Genomic DNA, 18,195 nt, shown 5'->3' with positions numbered 1-18,195 from the left:
CGGCAGGAACCCGGAGATGGTGTTGCCGGTGATCGGCAGCGTCGTCAGCGTGCTCGGCACGATGTCGGTGCCGTTCGCGCTGCCGTCGGGGATGCCGTCGACCGAGCCGCCCGCCACCGCCTGCGGCGAGGTGCCGCCGAGCACGTCGTCGCCGGCCGGGCCGGTGTACATCGTGTCCGATCCCGGACCGCCCTCGAGGTGGTCGGTGCCGGTGCCGCCGACGACATAGTCGTCACCGACACCCGCGTACACCTGCACGTCGCCCGAGCCGCCGGTGATGACGTCGTTGCCGCCGAAGCTCGCCGGCGTCTCCGAGTCGAGGTCGTACGAGTGCACGACCACCGGTTCGGCGAACGGCTTGCCCGACCCCGGCCACGCGCTGTTGGCGTCGACCGTGCCGTTGTCACCGATGAGGACGTTGTCGCCGCTGCCGCCGAAGATCGTGTCGCCGGTGTCCGCCTGCGCCGCGGTGGACGAGCCACCGATGAGCACGCTCTGCCCGGTGCCGCCGTCGAGCTTGTCGGCACCGCCGTTGCCCTCGAGCCAGTCGTTGCCCGAGCCCGCGAGCACGGTGTCGGCGCCGTCGTTGCCGTAGAGCCCGCTGTTGCCGGTTCCGGCGACGAGCAGGTCGTCACCGGAGCCGCCGAAGAGTGTGTCGGTGCCCGGGCCGCCGTAGACCTTGTCGGCCCCCGCCTCGCCGCACAGCACGTCGGTGCCGGTGCCCGCGGTGAGGATGTCGGCACCTGCGCCACCGGCGATGTTGTCGTCGCCGGCGCCGCCCTGCACCCAGTCGTTGCCCGGGGTGCCGGTGCTGGTCTCGCCCGGTGGCGTCCACCTCGGCTGCACCGCCGGCGGGGTGACGCACTGGTTCTCCTCGCGGTCACCGTAGATCGTGTCGCCACCGTTGCCGGCCACGATGTGATCGGCGCCGTCGCCACCGACGAGCAGCTTGTGGTCGACCGGCTTCCCGTCCGGTGTCGGCGTGATGCGCCAGGCGCCGAGGGTGGGGTCGGCCGGGTCGATCGTGTCGATCTTCGCCGGGCCGCCGGACAGGTAGTCCGGTCCGGGGCCGCCGTAGAGGTGGTCCGAGCCGTCGCCGCCGGCGATGACGTCGCTGCCACCACCGCCGTAGACGGTGTCGTGGCCGCCGCTCACCGAGTGGCCGATGACGAAGTCGGCGCCGCTGCCGCCGTACACCGTGTCGCTGCCGGCGCCGGTGTCGACCTGGTTGTTGCCGTCGCCGGACTCACCGGCGTAGTTCGGCTTGTCCGACAGCGACGTCCACCGCTGGCCGGCGTAGATCGTGTCGTCACCCGCGCCGCCGTGGATGTTGTTGTCACCGGTGCCGCCGACGATCGTGTCGCCCTTGGACGCGTTGGTGCCCGGCTGCCTGGTCTCGTTGCCCGTCAGCACCTTGTCGGTGGCGACGCTGAGCTGGTCGTTGCCGCCGTTGCCGAGCAGCGTGTTCGCGCCGTAGCCCGCGAAGATCGAGTCGTTGCCGTCGCTGCTCGACTCACCCGCACCGGGTGCGCCGAGCGAGTCGGCCACCGTCGAGATGTTCTGGAAGGCGCCCTTCGGCTCGGACTGGCGGTGGTCGGTCAGGGTCACCGGCCGGCTCGTGTCGAGAGCGCTGTCGCCCGCGACGACGTCGTCGCCGTTGCCGACGGTCAGGGTGTCGTTGCCCGCGCCACCGGCGACCTTCGCCACCCCGTTGCCGGTGAGGTTGACGGTGTCGTCGCCGCCCTTGCCGTCGACGAACACCGTGCCGCCGTCGATCTTGATGTTGTCGGCGGCGTCACCGCCGACGACGACCGCCGTGCGGTCGAACGGCAGCGGCGTCGGTGGCCCGTCGGCCGCCGGCTGCGACTGGTTGCTGTCGCCGCCGATGATGACCGTCTCCTTGCCGGAGTAGCCGCCGGCATCGAGCACCACCGTCTGTAGCCCGCTGTCGCGGAATTCCTCGTGGCGCCCGAGGCCGTCGACCGAGAAGCCGGCGAAGGTCGGGTGCTGCGGGTCGGTGAAGTCGTGCAGCTCGTGCACCTTCACCGTCTCGTCCTCGCCGCTGTTGCCCCACGGCTCGCCCCGCTGGCCGCTGCCGCCGAGGTGACCGAAGAACAGGTACAGCGTCGTCCCCTGCACCTCACCGAGCTCGGGCGGTGGCGGCGTGCAGTCCGGATGCACGCTGAAGTCGAGCAGCGTGATGTCCACCAGCGTGATGTGGAAGGTGGTGCTGAACGGCCCGAAGCCGATCGTCACGCCGAGGCGCAGGAAGACGCTGAGCTTGCCGTCGACGTTGAACAGACAGAGCGGGTTGTTGATCGCCGTCTTGGCGAACTCGCTCGCCCGGAACTTGCCGTCGTTGTCGGGGTCGTTCCAGTAGAAGTTGATCGTCAGCTTGATGCCGCCCTCGATGCCGACGCTCACGATGAGCACCGTCACCGATGCGCCGGCCGCGAGCTCACCGGTCAGGGTCAGCACCGGCACGGGCTTGCCGTCGTCCTTGGTCGGGTCGACGGTGTAGAGGAACAGGCTGTCGAGGATCGAGCCGATCACCGAACCCGCGCCCTGGCCGGACTTGATCGCCTCGTAGGCCTTGCGCAGCCCGTAGGTGTCGAAGCCCGCGATGATGCGGGCGCTGACACTCGCGCTGCCGGAGATGGTGATGACCACCGGCGGCGGCGCGTACACGGGGCCGAACTGCTGGCTGTACGAGAAGCCGAGCGACAGGTTGCCCGAGTCGAAGCGGATCAGGTCGACGTCGCCGCCCATGAGCAGGTTGAACACCGACGAGGGGTTGTCGAGGATCGGGAAGCTGAACCCGGCCTTCGACTTCGCCGTGCCGATGCTGCCGTTGGACGCGCCGTCCATCGCGTCCGCCGCGCTCTTGTTCCCGTTCTGGGACGCGGGGGCCGGCGTCTTGGTGTCGATGAGCGAATCGGTGTTGTCGGGTGTCGCCGCGGTACCGACCGCCTTGCTCGAACTGACCTTGAACGAGCCGATGAAGATGCCGAGCCCGTCGTCACCGGTCGGGATGGCGTTGACCAGCTTGATCACCTGCAGGATGCGGTCGACCATCGTCAGGTCGGGTCCGCCCGCCAGCGTGCTGAACGCCTCGGCGATCGAGATGAGCGTGACGTCGCCGCCGCCGGCCAGATGGCTCAGGTCGGACAGCACCGGGATCGGCGCGTACAGCGTGTCGATCACCGGCTTGAGCGGCGAGGTGAACTGCTGCACCTCCTTGATGATCGGCTTCAGCACGCCGCTGAGGAATCCGCCCGCGGAGATGTAGACGTTGTCGAACTCGATGTCCGGCTTCGCCACACCGTCGGCGGGCGGCGTCGCGTCGTTGCCGCTGTCGGTGGCGACGGCCGGCTTGTTGAGCGACGTGCCCCACTGCCAGTCGAGCTTGAACTCGCCGCCCACACCGGGCAGCGACGAGTCGAGCACGGCCTGGAAGTCCCAGTCGATGTGCACCTTCGCCGAGATGCCGACGGTGACGAGCTTCTTCAGGGACGCGAGGTTGGTGAGGTCCTTGAGCGTGATGTCGTTCGCCGCGTCGTCGTTCGCGGTGAAGCCCGGATCGTCGAACGCGGTCACCGACGCCGTCGGCGTGTGCAGGTCGATGCCGAAGGCGCCGGCGAACAGCGGCGTCGGCGAGCCGGCGGTGCGCGTGACGCCGTTCGGCACGAGCGGCTTGAACGGGCAGCTCGGGCTCGCCGTCGGCGGGTACGACTGGCCGGTCGCGAAGTCGCAGAGGTTGACCTTGAGGAACGAGATCTGCGCCTGGATCGACTTCGGCAGCTGGACGGCGAGGCCGACCTGGATCTCGGGGTTCTTCTGGTCCTGCGTCTCGACGAAGAAGCCGCGGTGCAGGTCGAGGCCGATCTTGAGGTGGATGTGCCACCCCACCCGCACGGCGAGTTCCTGGGTCGGGTCGGGCGTGCCGTCGTCGTTGGTCGCGGCCGCGAGCGACAGGCCCGGGATGCCGATGTTCAACGGCGTGTGCAGCCCGGGGTTGCCCGACCCGATGCACAGGTTGGCGCCGTCGTCCTCGCAGCCCTTGTCGGCGCTGATCTTGCCCTGGCCGATGTCGCCGGTGAGCGTGACACCGGTGGTCTTGCTGATCGGGCACGGTGAGAGATCCGGGTTCGGCCCCGTCGGCGGCGTGCCGTCGGTGCCGGCCGCCCCGGTGTCGGTGAACGACGGCGTGTCCGACGTCGCGACGTCGAACTCCTTCCACGTCGTGCCGCCGTCGGACGAGCGGTAGAGCCTGTAGCCACTCGCGCCGTCGACCTTCGTCCAGGTGACGGTGATGGTGTTCGTCGCACTGAGCGCAGAGCTCGTGACGGTGATCGCCGCACTCGCCGCCGTGTCACCCTTCGGGTCGGAGGCCGCGACGCGGTACTGGTAGCCGGTGGTCGGCGTGTCCGTCTTGGCGGCGGTACCCGCGACGTTCGTCGGGGTCGCGAGCTGGGCCGAACAGACGAAGTCGGCGGTGATCTTGCCGCCGGCCGGCAGCACGTCCTTCAGCGCGTCGTTGAGCTTGTTGTCCACCCAGTCCCTGAGCTGGGCCTCGTTGCCGACCGACGCGAGGTCGCCGAGCACGCCGTCGACCTCGCCCTGCACGTGTTCGAGGAACTGCGCGCCCTGCTGCAGGTCCTTGCCGATGAGCGGCACCTTGCCGCCGAAGCTGGCGAGGTTCAGGGCCTGCTCGGCGAACTTGAAGTAGCCGTCGAGGCCGCCACCGAGCTGGCTGAAGTCGAGCACGGCGTGCGCGAGGTCGGATGCCAGCGAGGGCGGGAGCTCGAAGCGCTTGGTCGAGTCGCTCGCGCTCAGCGGCAGGGCGTTGCCACTGCTGTCGGTGAGCTTGAACTGGTCGGCGAGGTCGCCGATGTTCGACGGGGTCGCGGTCACCAGCGGGAGCCGCAGCCGGAGGGTGTCCGGGTCCTTGGTCGGGTCGTTGGTCGCGTTGACCGGGTTGTAGTGCTGACCGCCGTCGGTGCTGAGGTACACCGGCAGCGCCGCGCACAGCCCGAGCGTGGTGGGCGGTGTGTCGTTGGCGCAGCTGACGCCGGTGACGCCGCCGTTGAGGTGCACGGAGTTCGAGCCGACGTTGCCGAGGAAGGTCGAGATCGACTCGGGCGCGGTGTCCGGGCTGTTGAAGGACGCACCGAAGGCGGCGTGCGCCTCGGCCGGGTGGCTCCCGCCGTCGGGCTGGGTCGGGTCGCCGAGCGACAGCGACAGCGGGCCGAAGTTCGCCTTGACGAACCCGCCGACACCGGCGTCGACGCCCGCGCTGAGCGAGGTCTGCGTCGGGTCGACGAGCAGCCCGGCCGGCGTCGCCGCGCCGGACTCGTCCGTCGGGTCGGCACTCAGCGGCAGCAGCAGCTTGACCTTCGCCTCGGCGTTCGCATGCAGCTGCACGAGGCCGGAGGCCTGCGTGCCGACGATCGAGCTGTCGTTGCCGCCGACGTTGAAGTCGAACGACACGGGCGTGGTGAAGTGGAAGTCGCGCTTCCAGTCCAGCTGCAGGCCGAGCGTCGGCGTGCCGTGGCTCAGGTCGACCGAGATGCTGATCGGGATCGAGGCCGCACCGAGCCGCTCGTTCACCAGCGAGATCAGCGACTGCAGGCTGTCGGCCGGGTTCGCGGTCAGCAGGTCGATCGCCGAGTCGAGCGCGTTCTCGACCTGGTACTGCGACCCGTCGGCCGGTGTGCCGCCCTGCCACTGCTTGATCGTGAGCGTGGTCGGCGTCGTGGCGGTGATGACACCGGTGGAGGTTCCGGCGACGACGGTGCGCAGCAGCAGTTCGTCGGTGAAGTGGCCGTCGCTGTCCTGCACCTGGGTCGAGGTGTACTTGACGTGGTCGCCCTGACCCTGCTCGGACGAGCGGAAGATGTCACCGAGCGTCAGGCCGACGACCGGGATCTTGGTGTCCAGCGCCGCCTGGATGGTCGGGCTGCCGCTGCTGCTGACGTTCTTGAGCAGCTTGCTCAACGTCTTGAGCGTCTGCAGGATCTCGCCGAACAGCGCCTTCGGGTTGCTCGTGTCGAAGTTGAACGCCTTGATCTTGCCGAGCGCATCGGCGACGCTGCCGCCGTTCGCGTCCAGGTGGATCGTCGACGGGTCGGTGATGTCGGTCATCGACAGGGTGAGCGTCGGCGCGCCGCCGGCGCCGAAGAAGTCCGTGTCGCTCAGGCCGGGGATGCCCGTGATCTTCGGGGTGATCGTCGCCTTCGCGGCGCCGGTGACGGTCACCTTGATGAGGGACGCGGGGCCGGACGCCAGCTTCGCGAACAGCTCGGCGAGGGAGATGTCGTGCTGCGCGTCGCCGAGGCCGGGCTGGAAGTCGACGCTCAACAAATGTTGTGAGCTGTCGCAGTCGGTGGTGCCGCTCGTGAACGCGGCGCACTCGTGCAGGTCGCCGGTGAGACCGAGGCCGAGGAAGCCGACGCTGGCGTTCACGACGACCTTCGAGGCGATCGGGGCATCGGCGGTGAGCAGGTGCAGCGGATTGTTCGAGCCGTCGACCGTCCGGATCATGATGCGGTCGGCGGGCGTCGGCAGCGTCGTGACGACGGTCGACGTGCCGTCGGTGTTGTTCGAGGTGAACGGGCAGGCCTGGGTGTTCACGACGCCGTTGAAGAGCTTGTTCTTGCAGCCGTCGCCGGTCTGCGGCGCCTCGAGGTCGAGCACCACGGTGAGGTTGACGCTGTAGCTCGGCGTCACGGTCGCCAGCGGCACGGACGCGTTGGCGTTGAGGATGCCGCTGCCGCCGCCGAGCGAGTCGAGCTTGTTGGCGAACGAGATCGCGCCGGTGCCGGCGTCCTGGCCGCCGATGTCGTAGGCGTCGCCGGCACCCGGGGTGCCGCCGACCCACGCGCCGCTCAGGACGAGCGTCGAGCCGTCGTTCGACTTCACGACGTTGGTGGCCGAACCCGACCGCACGCGGTGGCCGGCGTAGGCGTTGGTCTGCCAACTCTTGCCGGTGTCCTTGAGGGTCGGGGCGCCGGAGCCGGCATCGGTGCCGACGCTGCTGATCGTGCCGCTGTCGACCGGCGTGAACGCGTCGAGGTCCTGCGCCGAGCCGGCCGCGCGGCTGATCGAGAGGCCGATGGCGAGCTTGTGCGTGGTGTCGTCGTAGCCGACGTCACCGACGGTGAACTGCGAGCCGCCCGGCAGGTCCTGGGTGGTCTGCAGGGACGCGAGCATCGACTGCAGCGAGCTGAAGTCGGGCACGAGCGCCCCGAGCGCCACCTGGGTCGCTGCCGAGCCGTCCGCGTGCGCGCCGGCGAACGGGGTGGTGAACGAGAGGTTGTACGGGCCCGTCCCGGAGACGGATCCGACCTTCAGCGTCTCGTCGCCGATCGTGTAGTACTCGCCGGCCGCGGGGGCGCCGCCGTCGACGACGGTGTAGGTGGCCGACGTGCCGCTCGCACCGCTCACCGTGCCGGTGTTGGCGTTGGGCTGGGCGTTGTAGGTCTGCTTGACGTGCTTGTTCAGGAAGCCGGTGATCGCCTCGTTGGCCTGGAAGACGTCGGCCAGCGTGCCCTTCATGAAGGGCAGGTCGATGTCGCCCTTGGCGTCGACCTGCGTCAGCGTCGTGCCGTCGGCGACGGCCGTGTTGAGCGGCGAGCCGAAGGTGACCGTGTACGGGCCGGCGCCGTCGACCGCGGAGACCTCACGCACCGGGCCGCCCGAGCCGCCGACCTGGAACAGGTCGTTCACCTGCGGCTTGCCGCCGCTGGTGGCGGTGTAGGTGGCGGTCAGGGCGCCCGCGGCGATCGCCGCAGTCGTGCCGGCGCGCCCACCGCTCGTCGGCTTGTACGTGCGCGACATCTGCACGGCCTCGAGCGCGGTCGCCAGGCCGGCGAGCCCCTGGGCGAGATCGCCCGGAGTCAGGTTCTCGAACGACTGGATCGCGCTGAGTGCACCGCTGGTGACGTTCACCGTCGGGCTGCCGCTGGTGACGTCGTTCCAGTCGACCTGCACCGTCGCGCTGACACCGGGCAGCGTGATGGACGAGTCGGTCGAGGCGGCGAGGTTCAGCGTGGCGTGCAGGGCCCCGGTCGGCCCGGTGAGGGTGACCAGGCCGGGGACGGCGGCCGCGCCGCCGTTCAGCTCGCCGGGCGTCGTGCCGCCGTTGAGCGGCTCGGCGAACGGCTGGAACGAGCTGCCGCTGATCGTGCCGAGGTAGACCTTGCCGTCGGCGTTCGGGTCGCGCAGCGTCGCGGTCAACGAGGTCGTCAGGTCGAGGCTCGAGCCGCTGTTCAGGCTGACGCCCAGGATGCCGATGCCGGCGTGCACGCCGCTGGTGTCCTGCGTGCACGGCGGGGTCGACGAGGCCGGCGAGCACGGGAAGTGGGCGTCGGCCGCGAGGGTGAAGGTCGGCACGGCGGTGCTGGTGGTGTCGAGGTAGACGGCGCGGGCCGCGGTGTCGTAGACGACGGTGAAGGTGCCGTGCAGGGCGAGGTCGACCTGCACCGGCGCGGCGAAGTCGAACTTGGGGCTGGTCGTGCCGATGGTCAGCGGTGCGGCCGACACCCGCTTGGTGACGTCGAGGGTGACGGCGAGCGACTCGCGTCCGGTCGCCGAGCCGGGCACGACCTGCACCTTCGCGGTGCGGCCGCTGCCGAGATTCACCGAGTTGCCGTTCAGCGCGGCGGCGAGCTTGGCGAAGGTCGTGTCCGTGGCGTCCAGGCGGTCGGTGAGCGTCTTCTGCAGCAGGTCGACGAAGCCGATGCCGTCGCTGCCGCCGGGGATCAGGGCCACGTCGGTGAGCGCGGTACCGAGGGCGCCGTCGGTGGCGAGTCCCTGCGAGAACGACTGCAGCGACTCGAGGCCGCTCCAGATGTCACTGACGTCCTGGTCGAGGCCGGGGGGCGGCGCTGCCACCGATGCCGGGGCCGAGACGACGGTCGCGGTGCCGAGCACCAATCCGGCGATGGCGAGCAGGGAGACAGCACGACGCGAACGGCGCGATCGACGCATGGCGGGGGCCCCTTTGAAATTCCCGCCGGGCTCAGGAAAGGCTCAGCGGCGCGTGGACCGTACCGACCTGGCATCGCCGCGACAATGGGAGCGATCCGGTCGAGGGGGGCCCCGACGACGATCGGGACTTAAGACTCTAAGACGATCCTGGGCGAACCGGACGAATGCCGCAGGGCTCCGTCGCGCCGCCCGTGGCGTTGCGCGAACGTCGACGGCCCCCGGCCGGAGCCGGGGGCCGCGCGCTGTGGCGGGTGTTGGGTTCGAACCAACGTAGGCTGAGCCGGCGGTTTTACAGACCGCTCCCTTTGACCACTCGGGCAACCCGCCTTGCTACAACTGGTGCGACGGAGAGCTTACCGGAGGGGTTTCTGATGGCCGACGCGTCCTTCGACGTCGTGAGCAAGATCGACCGGCAGGAGGCGGACAACGCCCTGAACCAGGCCGCGAAGGAGCTGGCCCAGCGCTTCGACTTCCGCGGCACGAACGCCTCGATCGAGTGGTCGGGCGAGCTCGGCGTCACGCTCAAGGCGGACACCGAGGAGCGGGTCAAGGCTGCCCTCGACGTCTTCAAGGAGAAGCTGGTCAAGCGCTCGATCTCGATGAAGGCGGTCGACGCCGCCGAGCCTCGGCAGAGCGGCAAGCAGTACGTCCTGCCGATCACCCTGCGCCAGGGCATCGAGTCGGAGCAGGCCAAGAAGATCGCCAAGCTCATCCGCGACGAGGGCCCCAAGGGCGTCCAGGCGCAGATCCAGGGCGACCAGCTGCGCGTCTCGGGCAAGAAGCGCGACGACCTGCAGGCCGTGATCGCCCTGCTCAAGGACGCCGACCTCGAGGTGCCCCTGCAGTTCGTCAACTACCGCTGACCGCGGTGACGCGACTGGCGGACGCCGTGGCGCTGGTCGCCGGGGCGGCGAGCGCCGTGCTCGTCGACGCGGTGGGGCGGCGGGTGCTGCCGGGGCGGTCCGTCGTCGCCGGCGGCGCAGGACTCGTCGTCGCCGCGGCGATCTATCCGGCGGCGCGACGCGAATCCCGTCCGGACGCCGCGCTCGTCCGCGAGCTGCTCGTGCTGGCCGGGGCGTCCGTCCTCGGCGTCGGCGCGGCACGGTCGTCATCGCGCCTGGCGCGGTTCGCCGTCGCCGCAGGCTGGGCGTTGCACCCCGTCTTCGACTACGGCCACACCCGCACCGGCGACTCGCGTCTGCCCGACTGGTACGCCCCGCTCTGCGCCGGCTACGACGTCGCCTACGCCGCCCTGCTCGCCCGCCGCCCCTGACGCCCCCTGCACCCCCGCCGGACGCGGATGGCCACACCGGGCCAGGACCCGACCACGGCATCAAGATCCGGACGGGCGGGCGGCGCCGGGGCCGGGTCAGTGCTGGAAGCGGGGGTCGGACGCGGCCATGCGGCGCAGGCGCTCGATGCGCTCGTCCATCGGCGGGTGGGTCGAGAAGAGGTTGCGGGCGCCGCCGAACGGGTTGGCGATCATCAGGTGGCTCGCGGTCTGCAGCCGCGGCGTGGCGGGCAGCGGCAGCTGCGCGGTCGTCTGCTCGAGCTTGTGCAGCGCCGACGCGAGCGCCAGCGGATCGTTCGACAGCAGCGCGCCCGACTCGTCGGCCTGGTACTCGCGCGAGCGGCTGATCGACAGCTGGATCAGGGTCGCGGCGATCGGGCCGAGGAAGACCATGAGCAACGCGGCGAACGGGTTGCGGTCGCGGTCGTTGCCGCCGCCGAAGAAGATCGCGAAGTTGGCCAGCATCGTGATGCCGGACGCGAGGGTGCCCGCCACCGACGAGATGAGGATGTCGCGGTTGTAGACGTGGCTCAGCTCGTGCCCGAGCACGGCGCGCAGCTCGCGCTCGTCGAGGATGCGCAGGATGCCCTCGGTGGCGCAGACGGCCGCGTGCCGCGGGTTGCGGCCGGTCGCGAACGCGTTGGGCTGCATGGTGGGCGAGACGTAGAGGCGCGGCATCGGCTGGCCGGCGGTGGTCGCCAGCTCGCGGACGATGCGGTACATCGCGGGCTGCTCGACCTCGCTCACGGGCCGCGCGCCCATCGAGCGCAGCGCGAGCTTGTCGGAGTTGAAATAGCTGAACGCGTTGATGCCGGCGGCGACGACGAAGCCGAGCACGAGGCCGGAGCGGCCGAACACCAGGCCGCCGGCCACGACGAAGACAGCGCCGAGCACGCCGAACAGCACCGCGGTCTTGAGGTTGTTGCGGAGGCCGTACATGTCCGTTCAACGCTCGGACCTCACACCGGCGTTCCCCGCCGCGCAGGTGCGTCCGGTGCGTCCGTTAAGTTCGGGCGCATGGCTGCTGTCGACGACCTGCTGAAGGCCAACGAGCGCTACCTCGCCGGCTTCCCCGGACCGCGCCCGAAGAACCCGAGCCTCAAGCTGACGATCATCACCTGCATGGACTCGCGACTCGACCTGTTCGGGGCGCTCGGGCTGAACATCGGCGAGGCTCACCTGATCCGCAACGCGGGCGGCATCCCGACCGACGACGTGCTGCGCTCGCTGGCCATCAGCCAGCGCGCCCTGGGCACCGAGGAGGTCGTGCTGATCCACCACACCGACTGCGGTATGGAGGGCTTCGACGACACCGCGTTCCGCGCCCAGCTGGAGAGCGAGACGGGGCGGGCGCCGACCTGGGACGTCCGCGGCTTCGACGACGTGCGCGACGACGTGCGCCGCAGCGTCGAGATCGTGCGCGGCTGCCCGTGGGTGCCGAACCGCGACAAGGTGCGCGGGTTCGTGTTCGACGTCGCGAGCGCGCGGGTCGAAGCGGTCGACTGACCGCGCGTCGCCGGCGCGGCGTCAGTGCGCGTCGGCGACCACGGGCGGCGCGACCTCGGCCGGGTCGGTGGCGGGCGGCATCTCGCCGCTGATGCCGTGCACCGGGGTGCCACCGGGCACCAGCGGAAGCCCGAGGGCCGCCCACGCCTGCGCGCCGCCGACCAGGTCGGTGGCGGGCACCCCGATCGCGTTCAGCGCGTCGGCGGCGAGCGACGAGGTGTAGCCCTCGGAGCAGACGACGATCCAACGCTGCCCGGACGCGGCCTGGACGAGACGGGCGCCCGACTCGGGGTGCAACCGCCACTCGAGGTGGTTCCGTTCGACCACCAGCGCGCCGGCGATCTCGCCCTCGCGCACGCGCTGCCAGTGCGGACGGATGTCGACCAGCCGCGCACCGCTGCGCACGGCGGCGGGCACCTCGTCGACCTCGATGCGCCGCAGTCGGCTGCGGGCGTCGGCGAGCAGCTCGTCGACGGACGCGAACCGCCCGGCGACCGGCTCGTTCACGAGGCGATCTCGAGCTCGAGCTCCGGGTCGTCGGTCTCGACCGTCATCAGCGGCTGCAGCCGGCCGTCGGCCAGGTCGTAGTAGGTCATCGACGACAACGGCGCCGAGTACACGTGCACGCTCACAGCCGGAGCAGTACCCAGATTGCGGACGTCGTGGACATAGCGGGCGCCGAATCCCACCGTCGAGCCGGCACCACGCACCAGGTCGCGCGCCCGCGCGCCGCCCGGCGCGGCCGCGCCGGTCACCACCGTCTCGGTGAGCTCGCCGCTGAGGACGGTGAACGAGCCGGCCGAGCCGCCGTGGTCGTGCAACTGGGTGCCCTGCGTCGGCAGCCAGCTGATCAACCAGACGTCCATGCGCTGGTCGCGATAGATGCGCTGGTGCCAGCGGTCGTCGGCGTCGTAATCGACCCAGGGGCACTTGCCGGCCGCGACCTCGTCGGCGAAGAAGCGGCTCCACTCGCGCAACCGGGAGGGCGCGAAGTACAGGGCGGACGGCGCAGCACTGGGCACACCCCGACGTTAGCGAGCGTGCCCCGCTTTGTCGAGTTCCTCGCTAGACAAACTCAGTGAGCGTCAGACGGCGGCGGTCTGCCACCGGAACGAGACCATGAGGTCCTCGATGCGCCGGCGCAGTTCCGGCTCGGGGGTGGGCACGAACTCGGCGAGGACGGCCAGTCGCTGCCCCGGGGCGGGCATCACGTACCGCACCGACTCGGGACCGAACTCGTCGTCGAGGAGTTCCTGCGCCACCGATCCCGGCGCCACCTCGCGGGTGGGCAGTTCGCGCGCGGCCTCGTCGAGCAGGCCGACGGTCAGCACCCCGGACGCCTCGGCGAGGTCGCTGTCGCCGATCACGACCGAGCTGAGGGCCGCCAGCACGGGGGCGCCGTCGAAGTCCTCGGGAAGCCCGGCCTCGTCGGGGCTGACGACGATCCACTCGCGGCAGTCCATCTCGAAGGCCGGCAGCACCAGGTCGGTCATGTCGAATCACATCCGGACGGTCTCGGCTGGTCAGGGACGCGTGCTCAGGTCGAAGGGATACCCAGGGCCGGGAGGGCTCTCACAGCGGGCCCGGATCGTGAGACCCGCGTGAGCGATCCCACCCGCCCGCAACCTGCCCGAAACGTAGGATGGGACGGTTGCGACGACCGCCCGCCCTGCGTTGCGAGCCGCCGCTTGGGACGCCCGAGGAGGCACGAGCCGGATGGCTGCCAACAGCACCGAGAACGGCACGCAGAAGACCGTCCAGCAGGTCGACCGCGTCGTCATCCGCATCGCCGGTGACTCCGGTGACGGCATGCAGTTGACCGGTGACCGGTTCACGCAGGAGACGGCATCGTTCGGCAACGACCTGTCGACGCTGCCGAACTTCCCGGCCGAGATCCGGGCGCCGCAGGGCACGCTGGCTGGTGTCTCGAGCTTCCAGCTGCACTTCGCCGACCACGACATCCTGACCCCGGGCGACCGGCCGGACGTGCTGGTCGCGATGAACCCGGCCGCCTTGAAGGCGAACCTCGCCGACATGCGCCAGGGCGCGACGATCATCGTCGACACCCACGACTTCACCTCGCGCGCGCTCGCCCGGGTGGGCTGGACGAGCAACCCGCTCGAGGACGGCACACTCGAGGGCTACACGCTGCACGCGGTCGACCTGACCCAGCTGACCCTCGACGCGCTGGAGGGTTCGGAGCTCTCGCGCAAGGACGCGGGCCGGTCGAAGAACATGTTTGCGCTCGGCCTGCTGTCGTGGATGTACTCGCGCCCGACCGAGGGCACGATCAACTTCATCCGGTCGAAGTTCGCGAAGAAGCCGGAGATCGCCGAGGCGAACATCACCGCGTTCAAGGCGGGCTGGAACTACGGCGAGACGACCGAGGCGTTCGCGGTCGCCTACGAGGTGAAGCCGGCCCGGCTGGCGCCGGGCACCTACCGCAACATGTCGGGCAACCTGGCCCTCGCCTACGGCCTGATCGCGGCGTCACGGAAGGCGAAGCTGCCGCTGTTCCTCGGCGCGTACCCGATCACGCCGGCGTCGGACATCCTGCACGAGCTCAGCAAGCACAAGCGGTTCGGCGTGCGCACCTTCCAGGCCGAGGACGAGATCGCCGGCATCGGCGCCGCGCTCGGCGCCAGCTTCGGCGGCGCGCTGGGCGTCACGACGTCCAGCGGCCCCGGCATCGCACTCAAGGGCGAGACGATCGGTCTCGCGGTGAGCCTCGAGCTGCCGCTGGTGATCGTGGACGTGCAGCGCGGCGGTCCGTCGACCGGCCTGCCCACCAAGACCGAGCAGAGCGACCTGCTGCAGGCGATGTTCGGACGCAACGGTGAGGCGCCCGTCCCGATCGTGGCCGCCCAGTCACCCGGCGACTGCTTCTACGCCGCCGTCGAGGCCGCGCGGATCGCGCTGACCTACCGCACGCCGGTGTTCCTGCTCAGCGACGGCTACCTGGCCAACGGCTCCGAGCCGTGGCAGGTGCCGGTGCTCGCCGACCTGCCCGACCTGCAGCCGGCGTTCACCACCGCGCCGAACGGCGAGCACGGCGAGTACCTGCCCTACCTGCGCGACCCCGAGACGCTCGCTCGCGCCTGGGCCCTGCCCGGCACGCCGGGGCTCGAGCACCGCATCGGCGGCATCGAGAAGGCCGACCGCACCGGCAACATCTCCTACGACCCCGACAACCACGACTTCATGGTGCGCACCCGCCAGGCCAAGGTCGACCGGGTCGCCGACTCCCTCGCCCCGCTCGTGGTCGACGACCCGTCCGGCGACGCCCGGGTGCTCGTGCTCGGCTGGGGCTCGACCTACGGCCCGATCGGCGCGGCGTGCCGGCGGGTGCGGGCCGGCGGCCAGCCGATCGCGCAGCTGCACCTGCGCCACCTCAACCCGTTCCCCAAGGACCTCGGCGACATCCTGCGGCGCTACGACCGCGTCGTCATCCCCGAGATGAACCTCGGCCAGCTCGCCACCCTCGTCCGGGCCAAGTACCTCGTCGACGCCATCTCCGTCACCCAGGTACGCGGCCTGCCGTTCAAGGCCGAGGAGCTCGCCGACATGCTCCGCGGCGTCATCAACCAGGAAGTAGTGCCGTCATGACGGATCTGGGTCTCAAGGCCAAGGACTTCAAGACCGACCAGGAGGTGCGCTGGTGCCCCGGGTGCGGTGACTACGCGATCCTGGCCGCGGTGCAGGGCTTCATGCCCGAGCTCGGCGTGCCGCGCGAGAACATCGTGTTCGTCTCCGGCATCGGCTGCTCGAGCCGCTTCCCGTACTACATGAACACCTACGGGATGCACTCGATCCACGGCCGCGCGCCGGCCATCGCCACCGGCCTGTCGACCTCGCGGTCGGACCTGTCGGTGTGGGTCGTCACGGGCGACGGCGACGCGCTGAGCATCGGCGGCAACCACCTCATCCACGCGCTGCGCCGCAACGTGAACCTGAAGATCCTGCTGTTCAACAACCGGATCTACGGCCTGACGAAGGGCCAGTACTCCCCCACGTCCGAGGTCGGCAAGATCACCAAGTCGACGCCGATGGGGTCGCTCGACCACCCGTTCAACCCGATCTCGGTCGCGCTCGGCGCCGAGGCGACCTTCGTGGCCCGCACCCTCGACAGCGACCGCAAGCACCTGCAGTCGGTGCTGCGCGCCGCCGCCGACCACCCCGGCACCGCGCTGGTCGAGATCTATCAGAACTGCAACATCTTCAACGACGGCGCGTTCGACCTGCTCAAGGAGGCCGAGACCCGCGACGACTGGACGATCCGCCTCGAGCACGGCCAGCCGGTGCGCTTCGGTGCCGATGGTCGCAAGGCGCTGATCCGCGGCGACTTCGGCTCACTGGAGCTCGCCGACGACGTCGCCGACGACGACCCGCGCGTGGTCGTCCACGACGCCCACGCCGAGAACCCGGCCTACGCCTTCGCGCTCTCGCGCATCAGCGACCTCGACGCCCGCTACGCCCCGATGGGTGTGTTCCGCGACGTGCAGCGGCCCATCTACGACCGGCTCATGGCCGAGCAGGTCGAGGCCGCCACGGCGCGTGCCGACGCGAGCGGTCAGGGCAGCGACGACGACGCCCTGCAGGCGCTGCTGCACGGCGCCGACACCTGGACGATCCAGTAATCGACGAGGTCGACGGCCCGCCGGGGCGTCGTGCCGGCACGGTCGCCGCCATCGGCGCGGGCCTCGGCCTGGCGGTCGTCGTGATCGGCACCTTCCTGCCCTGGCTGCGCTCGGGCACCGTCGAGCGCACGAGCTATGCCGGCGGGGCGGCGCTGCGACGTCTCGTCCAGGTGGGTGACCTGCTCTCGCTGGCGTTGCACGTCTGGCCCTTCGTCGGCATCCTCGCCGCGGCCGCGGTCGCGCTCGGTCTGCTGGGGCTGCGCCGCGTCGGCGGCGTGCTGGCGCTGGCCGTCGCGGCCTACGCCGGCGGCGTCGCCGGCTGGGCCCTGTCGGTGCACGCGACCGGGCTGGTGCGCGCCGCCCACAGTGGCCCGATCGTGACCTTGGTCGGGGCGACGATCACCGTCGGATCGCTCATACTGGGCGTTCTGTCCGGACGGTCTGGGAGGGCCCCGCAATGACGACGCCGTACGACCCTGCGGAGCGACCGCACGACCCGCAGCCGCAGGCGTGGCCGCCGCCGGCGCAGGGATGGCAGGCCCCTCCGCAGCCGCAGCCGCAGCCGCAGCCGTGGCAGCCGGCCGCCTCGCCGTACGGCCAGCAGCAGCCGCCCGCCTCGCAGCCGTGGCAGCCCTACGCCCCGCCGGCCATGCCGTACGGCGAACCGCAGGCCGCACCCGTCCCGCTCACCCCGCCGTCGGGCGGGCGCGGCCGCACCCGGGCGATCGCGCTCACCGCCGCGGCGGTGGTCGTCCTGGGCGGCGGCGCCGCGACCTACGTGGCGGTGTCGGCCGGGGACAGCGGCGGTGCGGGCAGCCCGCAGGCCGCCGTGCGCACGCTCGTCACCGACCTGAACAACTCCGACCTCGTGGGGCTGCTCGACGACCTGGCGCCCGGCGAGCGCACCGCGATCGCCACGCCGGTGCAGCGCACGCTGCAGTTGCTGCAGAAGAACGACGTGATCGCGTCCGGCGCGAACCTGAACAGGGTGAGCGGCGTCAGCGCCTCGGTCACCGGCCTCACCTTCGCCCCGGACACGATCACGGTCAACGACTCGGTGCAGATCGTGCAGCTGATCGGCGGCACGATCCGGTTGGACGCCGATGCGGCTCGGCTGCCCTTCTCGCAGGACTTCCTGCACGCCGTGTCACCGTCCGGCAGCTCGCACGGCACCATCGACATCGCCCAGGTCGTCGCGCACACGGGTCATCCCGTGCGCATCGCGACGCAGCGGGTCGGCGGCCACTGGTACCCGAGCCTGCTGTACACGATCGCCGACAACGCGGTGACCCAGGCGCACCTGACCACGCCGACCGCCGCCGACCGCATCCCCGCCGACGGGGCCCCGAGCCCGGACGCCGCCGTGCGCGGGTTCGTCGACGCCGCGCTCGCCGGCAACGTCAGCGGCGCGATCGGCCTGCTCTCGCCGGACGAACTCGCCGTGCTGCACGACTACGGCCGGCTCATCGTCGACCGGCTGCACTACCGGGCCCCGCACGTGACGATCAAGGACCTGCAGTTCACCGACACCCCGTACGCCGGCGGCGTGCGGGTCGGCCTGAAGTCCATCGACGTCGTCATCCCGAACGGCGGCGAGCTCTCGGCCCGGCTCGACGGCGCCTGCAGCGTGATCACGGCGCAGGGGCAGACCAGGCGCATCTGCGCGCAGGACGCGCTGAGCGGCCTGCTCGGTGGCGCGGGCCCGTTCGGCCGGGGGCTCACCGCGGCCCAGCGGCGCGCCGTGCAGGACCTCCTCTCCGGCGCGCTGCG

The 18,195-nt window shown here is 71.0% G+C and carries 12 protein-coding genes and 1 tRNA gene; 7 read left to right on the top strand and 6 right to left on the bottom strand.

Going from position 1 to position 18,195, the window contains the following annotated elements; genetic code table 11:
• Both ACTHMS_RS21690 and ACTHMS_RS21685 read right to left on the bottom strand, forming a co-directional pair.
• The coding region (locus tag ACTHMS_RS21690; RefSeq protein ID WP_440308737.1) for a hypothetical protein at positions 1-8,991 on the bottom strand (8,991 nt) is incomplete at its 3' end.
• A gap of 245 nt (positions 8,992-9,236) precedes the next feature.
• A tRNA-Tyr gene (locus ACTHMS_RS21685) sits at positions 9,237-9,318 on the bottom strand.
• A 44-nt stretch (positions 9,319-9,362) separates the two neighbouring features.
• Here ACTHMS_RS21685 and ACTHMS_RS21680 point away from each other — a divergent pair.
• Together ACTHMS_RS21680 and ACTHMS_RS21675 are read left to right on the top strand one after the other, a co-directional pair.
• Positions 9,363-9,854 (top strand): YajQ family cyclic di-GMP-binding protein, encoded by a 492-nt coding sequence (locus tag ACTHMS_RS21680; protein ID WP_440308736.1) that lies wholly within the window; start codon positions 9,363-9,365, stop codon positions 9,852-9,854.
• A 5-nt stretch (positions 9,855-9,859) separates the two neighbouring features.
• Positions 9,860-10,264 carry a hypothetical protein gene (locus ACTHMS_RS21675; RefSeq protein WP_440308735.1) on the top strand — a complete coding sequence of 135 codons (405 nt, stop codon included), beginning with the start codon at positions 9,860-9,862 and terminating at the stop codon, positions 10,262-10,264.
• 96 nt (positions 10,265-10,360) lie between these two features.
• Here the strand turns inward: ACTHMS_RS21675 and htpX are convergent, their stop codons facing one another.
• On the bottom strand, positions 10,361-11,221 hold the full coding sequence (gene htpX, locus ACTHMS_RS21670) for a zinc metalloprotease HtpX (protein ID WP_440308734.1): 861 nt from the start codon (positions 11,219-11,221) through the stop codon (positions 10,361-10,363).
• Positions 11,222-11,299: 78 nt separating this feature from the next.
• On the opposite strand from htpX, the gene ACTHMS_RS21665 reads away from it, so the two are divergent.
• Positions 11,300-11,788 (top strand): beta-class carbonic anhydrase, encoded by a 489-nt coding sequence (locus tag ACTHMS_RS21665; RefSeq protein ID WP_440308733.1) that lies wholly within the window; start codon positions 11,300-11,302, stop codon positions 11,786-11,788.
• Between the two features lie 21 nt (positions 11,789-11,809).
• Here ACTHMS_RS21665 and ACTHMS_RS21660 read toward each other — a convergent pair whose 3' ends face one another.
• The 3 genes from ACTHMS_RS21660 to ACTHMS_RS21650 form a co-directional block, all read right to left on the bottom strand.
• Positions 11,810-12,295, bottom strand: a complete 486-nt coding sequence (locus ACTHMS_RS21660; RefSeq protein WP_440308732.1) for a rhodanese-like domain-containing protein — start codon at positions 12,293-12,295, stop codon at positions 11,810-11,812.
• Positions 12,292-12,810, bottom strand: a complete 519-nt coding sequence (locus tag ACTHMS_RS21655) for a cysteine dioxygenase (RefSeq protein ID WP_440308731.1) — start codon at positions 12,808-12,810, stop codon at positions 12,292-12,294. Before ACTHMS_RS21655 ends, ACTHMS_RS21660 begins: the two co-directional genes overlap by 4 nt.
• Before the next feature lie 63 nt (positions 12,811-12,873).
• A complete protein-coding gene (locus tag ACTHMS_RS21650; protein WP_440308730.1) occupies positions 12,874-13,281 on the bottom strand; it encodes a hypothetical protein in 408 nt (135 codons plus the stop codon).
• Between the two features lie 223 nt (positions 13,282-13,504).
• Between ACTHMS_RS21650 and ACTHMS_RS21645 the strand changes: the two genes are divergently transcribed.
• The 4 genes from ACTHMS_RS21645 to ACTHMS_RS21630 all read left to right on the top strand — a co-directional run.
• The gene (locus ACTHMS_RS21645; RefSeq protein WP_440308729.1) at positions 13,505-15,394 is read left to right on the top strand and encodes a 2-oxoacid:acceptor oxidoreductase subunit alpha; all 1,890 of its coding nucleotides are present in this window, start codon (positions 13,505-13,507) and stop codon (positions 15,392-15,394) included.
• On the top strand, positions 15,391-16,425 hold the full coding sequence (locus tag ACTHMS_RS21640; RefSeq protein ID WP_440308728.1) for a 2-oxoacid:ferredoxin oxidoreductase subunit beta: 1,035 nt from the start codon (positions 15,391-15,393) through the stop codon (positions 16,423-16,425). The genes ACTHMS_RS21645 and ACTHMS_RS21640 overlap by 4 nt, the downstream gene beginning before the upstream one ends.
• 80 nt (positions 16,426-16,505) lie before the next feature.
• Complete coding sequence (locus tag ACTHMS_RS21635; protein WP_440308727.1) at positions 16,506-16,886, top strand: hypothetical protein; 381 nt, start codon at positions 16,506-16,508, stop codon at positions 16,884-16,886.
• Positions 16,883-18,195: hypothetical protein (locus tag ACTHMS_RS21630; protein ID WP_440308726.1), on the top strand; the 1,313-nt coding region annotated here is incomplete at its 3' end. The genes ACTHMS_RS21635 and ACTHMS_RS21630, both read left to right, overlap by 4 nt.

The sequence above is a fragment of the Jatrophihabitans sp. genome (assembly GCF_051960575.1).
GTDB lineage: Bacteria > Actinomycetota > Actinomycetes > Mycobacteriales > Jatrophihabitantaceae > JBQCEE01.
This window is presented reverse-complemented; position numbering and strand designations above follow the sequence as displayed.

What these genes read in the sequence shown, in the direction of transcription:
- ACTHMS_RS21680 (WP_440308736.1), top strand. Translation starts at nt 9,363, where the DNA reads ATGGCCGACGCGTCCTTCGACGTCGTGAGCAAGATCGACCGGCAGGAG.
- htpX (WP_440308734.1), bottom strand. Translation starts at nt 11,221, where the DNA reads ATGTACGGCCTCCGCAACAACCTCAAGACCGCGGTGCTGTTCGGCGTG.
- ACTHMS_RS21665 (WP_440308733.1), top strand. Translation starts at nt 11,300, where the DNA reads ATGGCTGCTGTCGACGACCTGCTGAAGGCCAACGAGCGCTACCTCGCC.
- ACTHMS_RS21650 (WP_440308730.1), bottom strand. Translation starts at nt 13,281, where the DNA reads ATGACCGACCTGGTGCTGCCGGCCTTCGAGATGGACTGCCGCGAGTGG.
- ACTHMS_RS21645 (WP_440308729.1), top strand. Translation starts at nt 13,505, where the DNA reads ATGGCTGCCAACAGCACCGAGAACGGCACGCAGAAGACCGTCCAGCAG.
- ACTHMS_RS21640 (WP_440308728.1), top strand. Translation starts at nt 15,391, where the DNA reads ATGACGGATCTGGGTCTCAAGGCCAAGGACTTCAAGACCGACCAGGAG.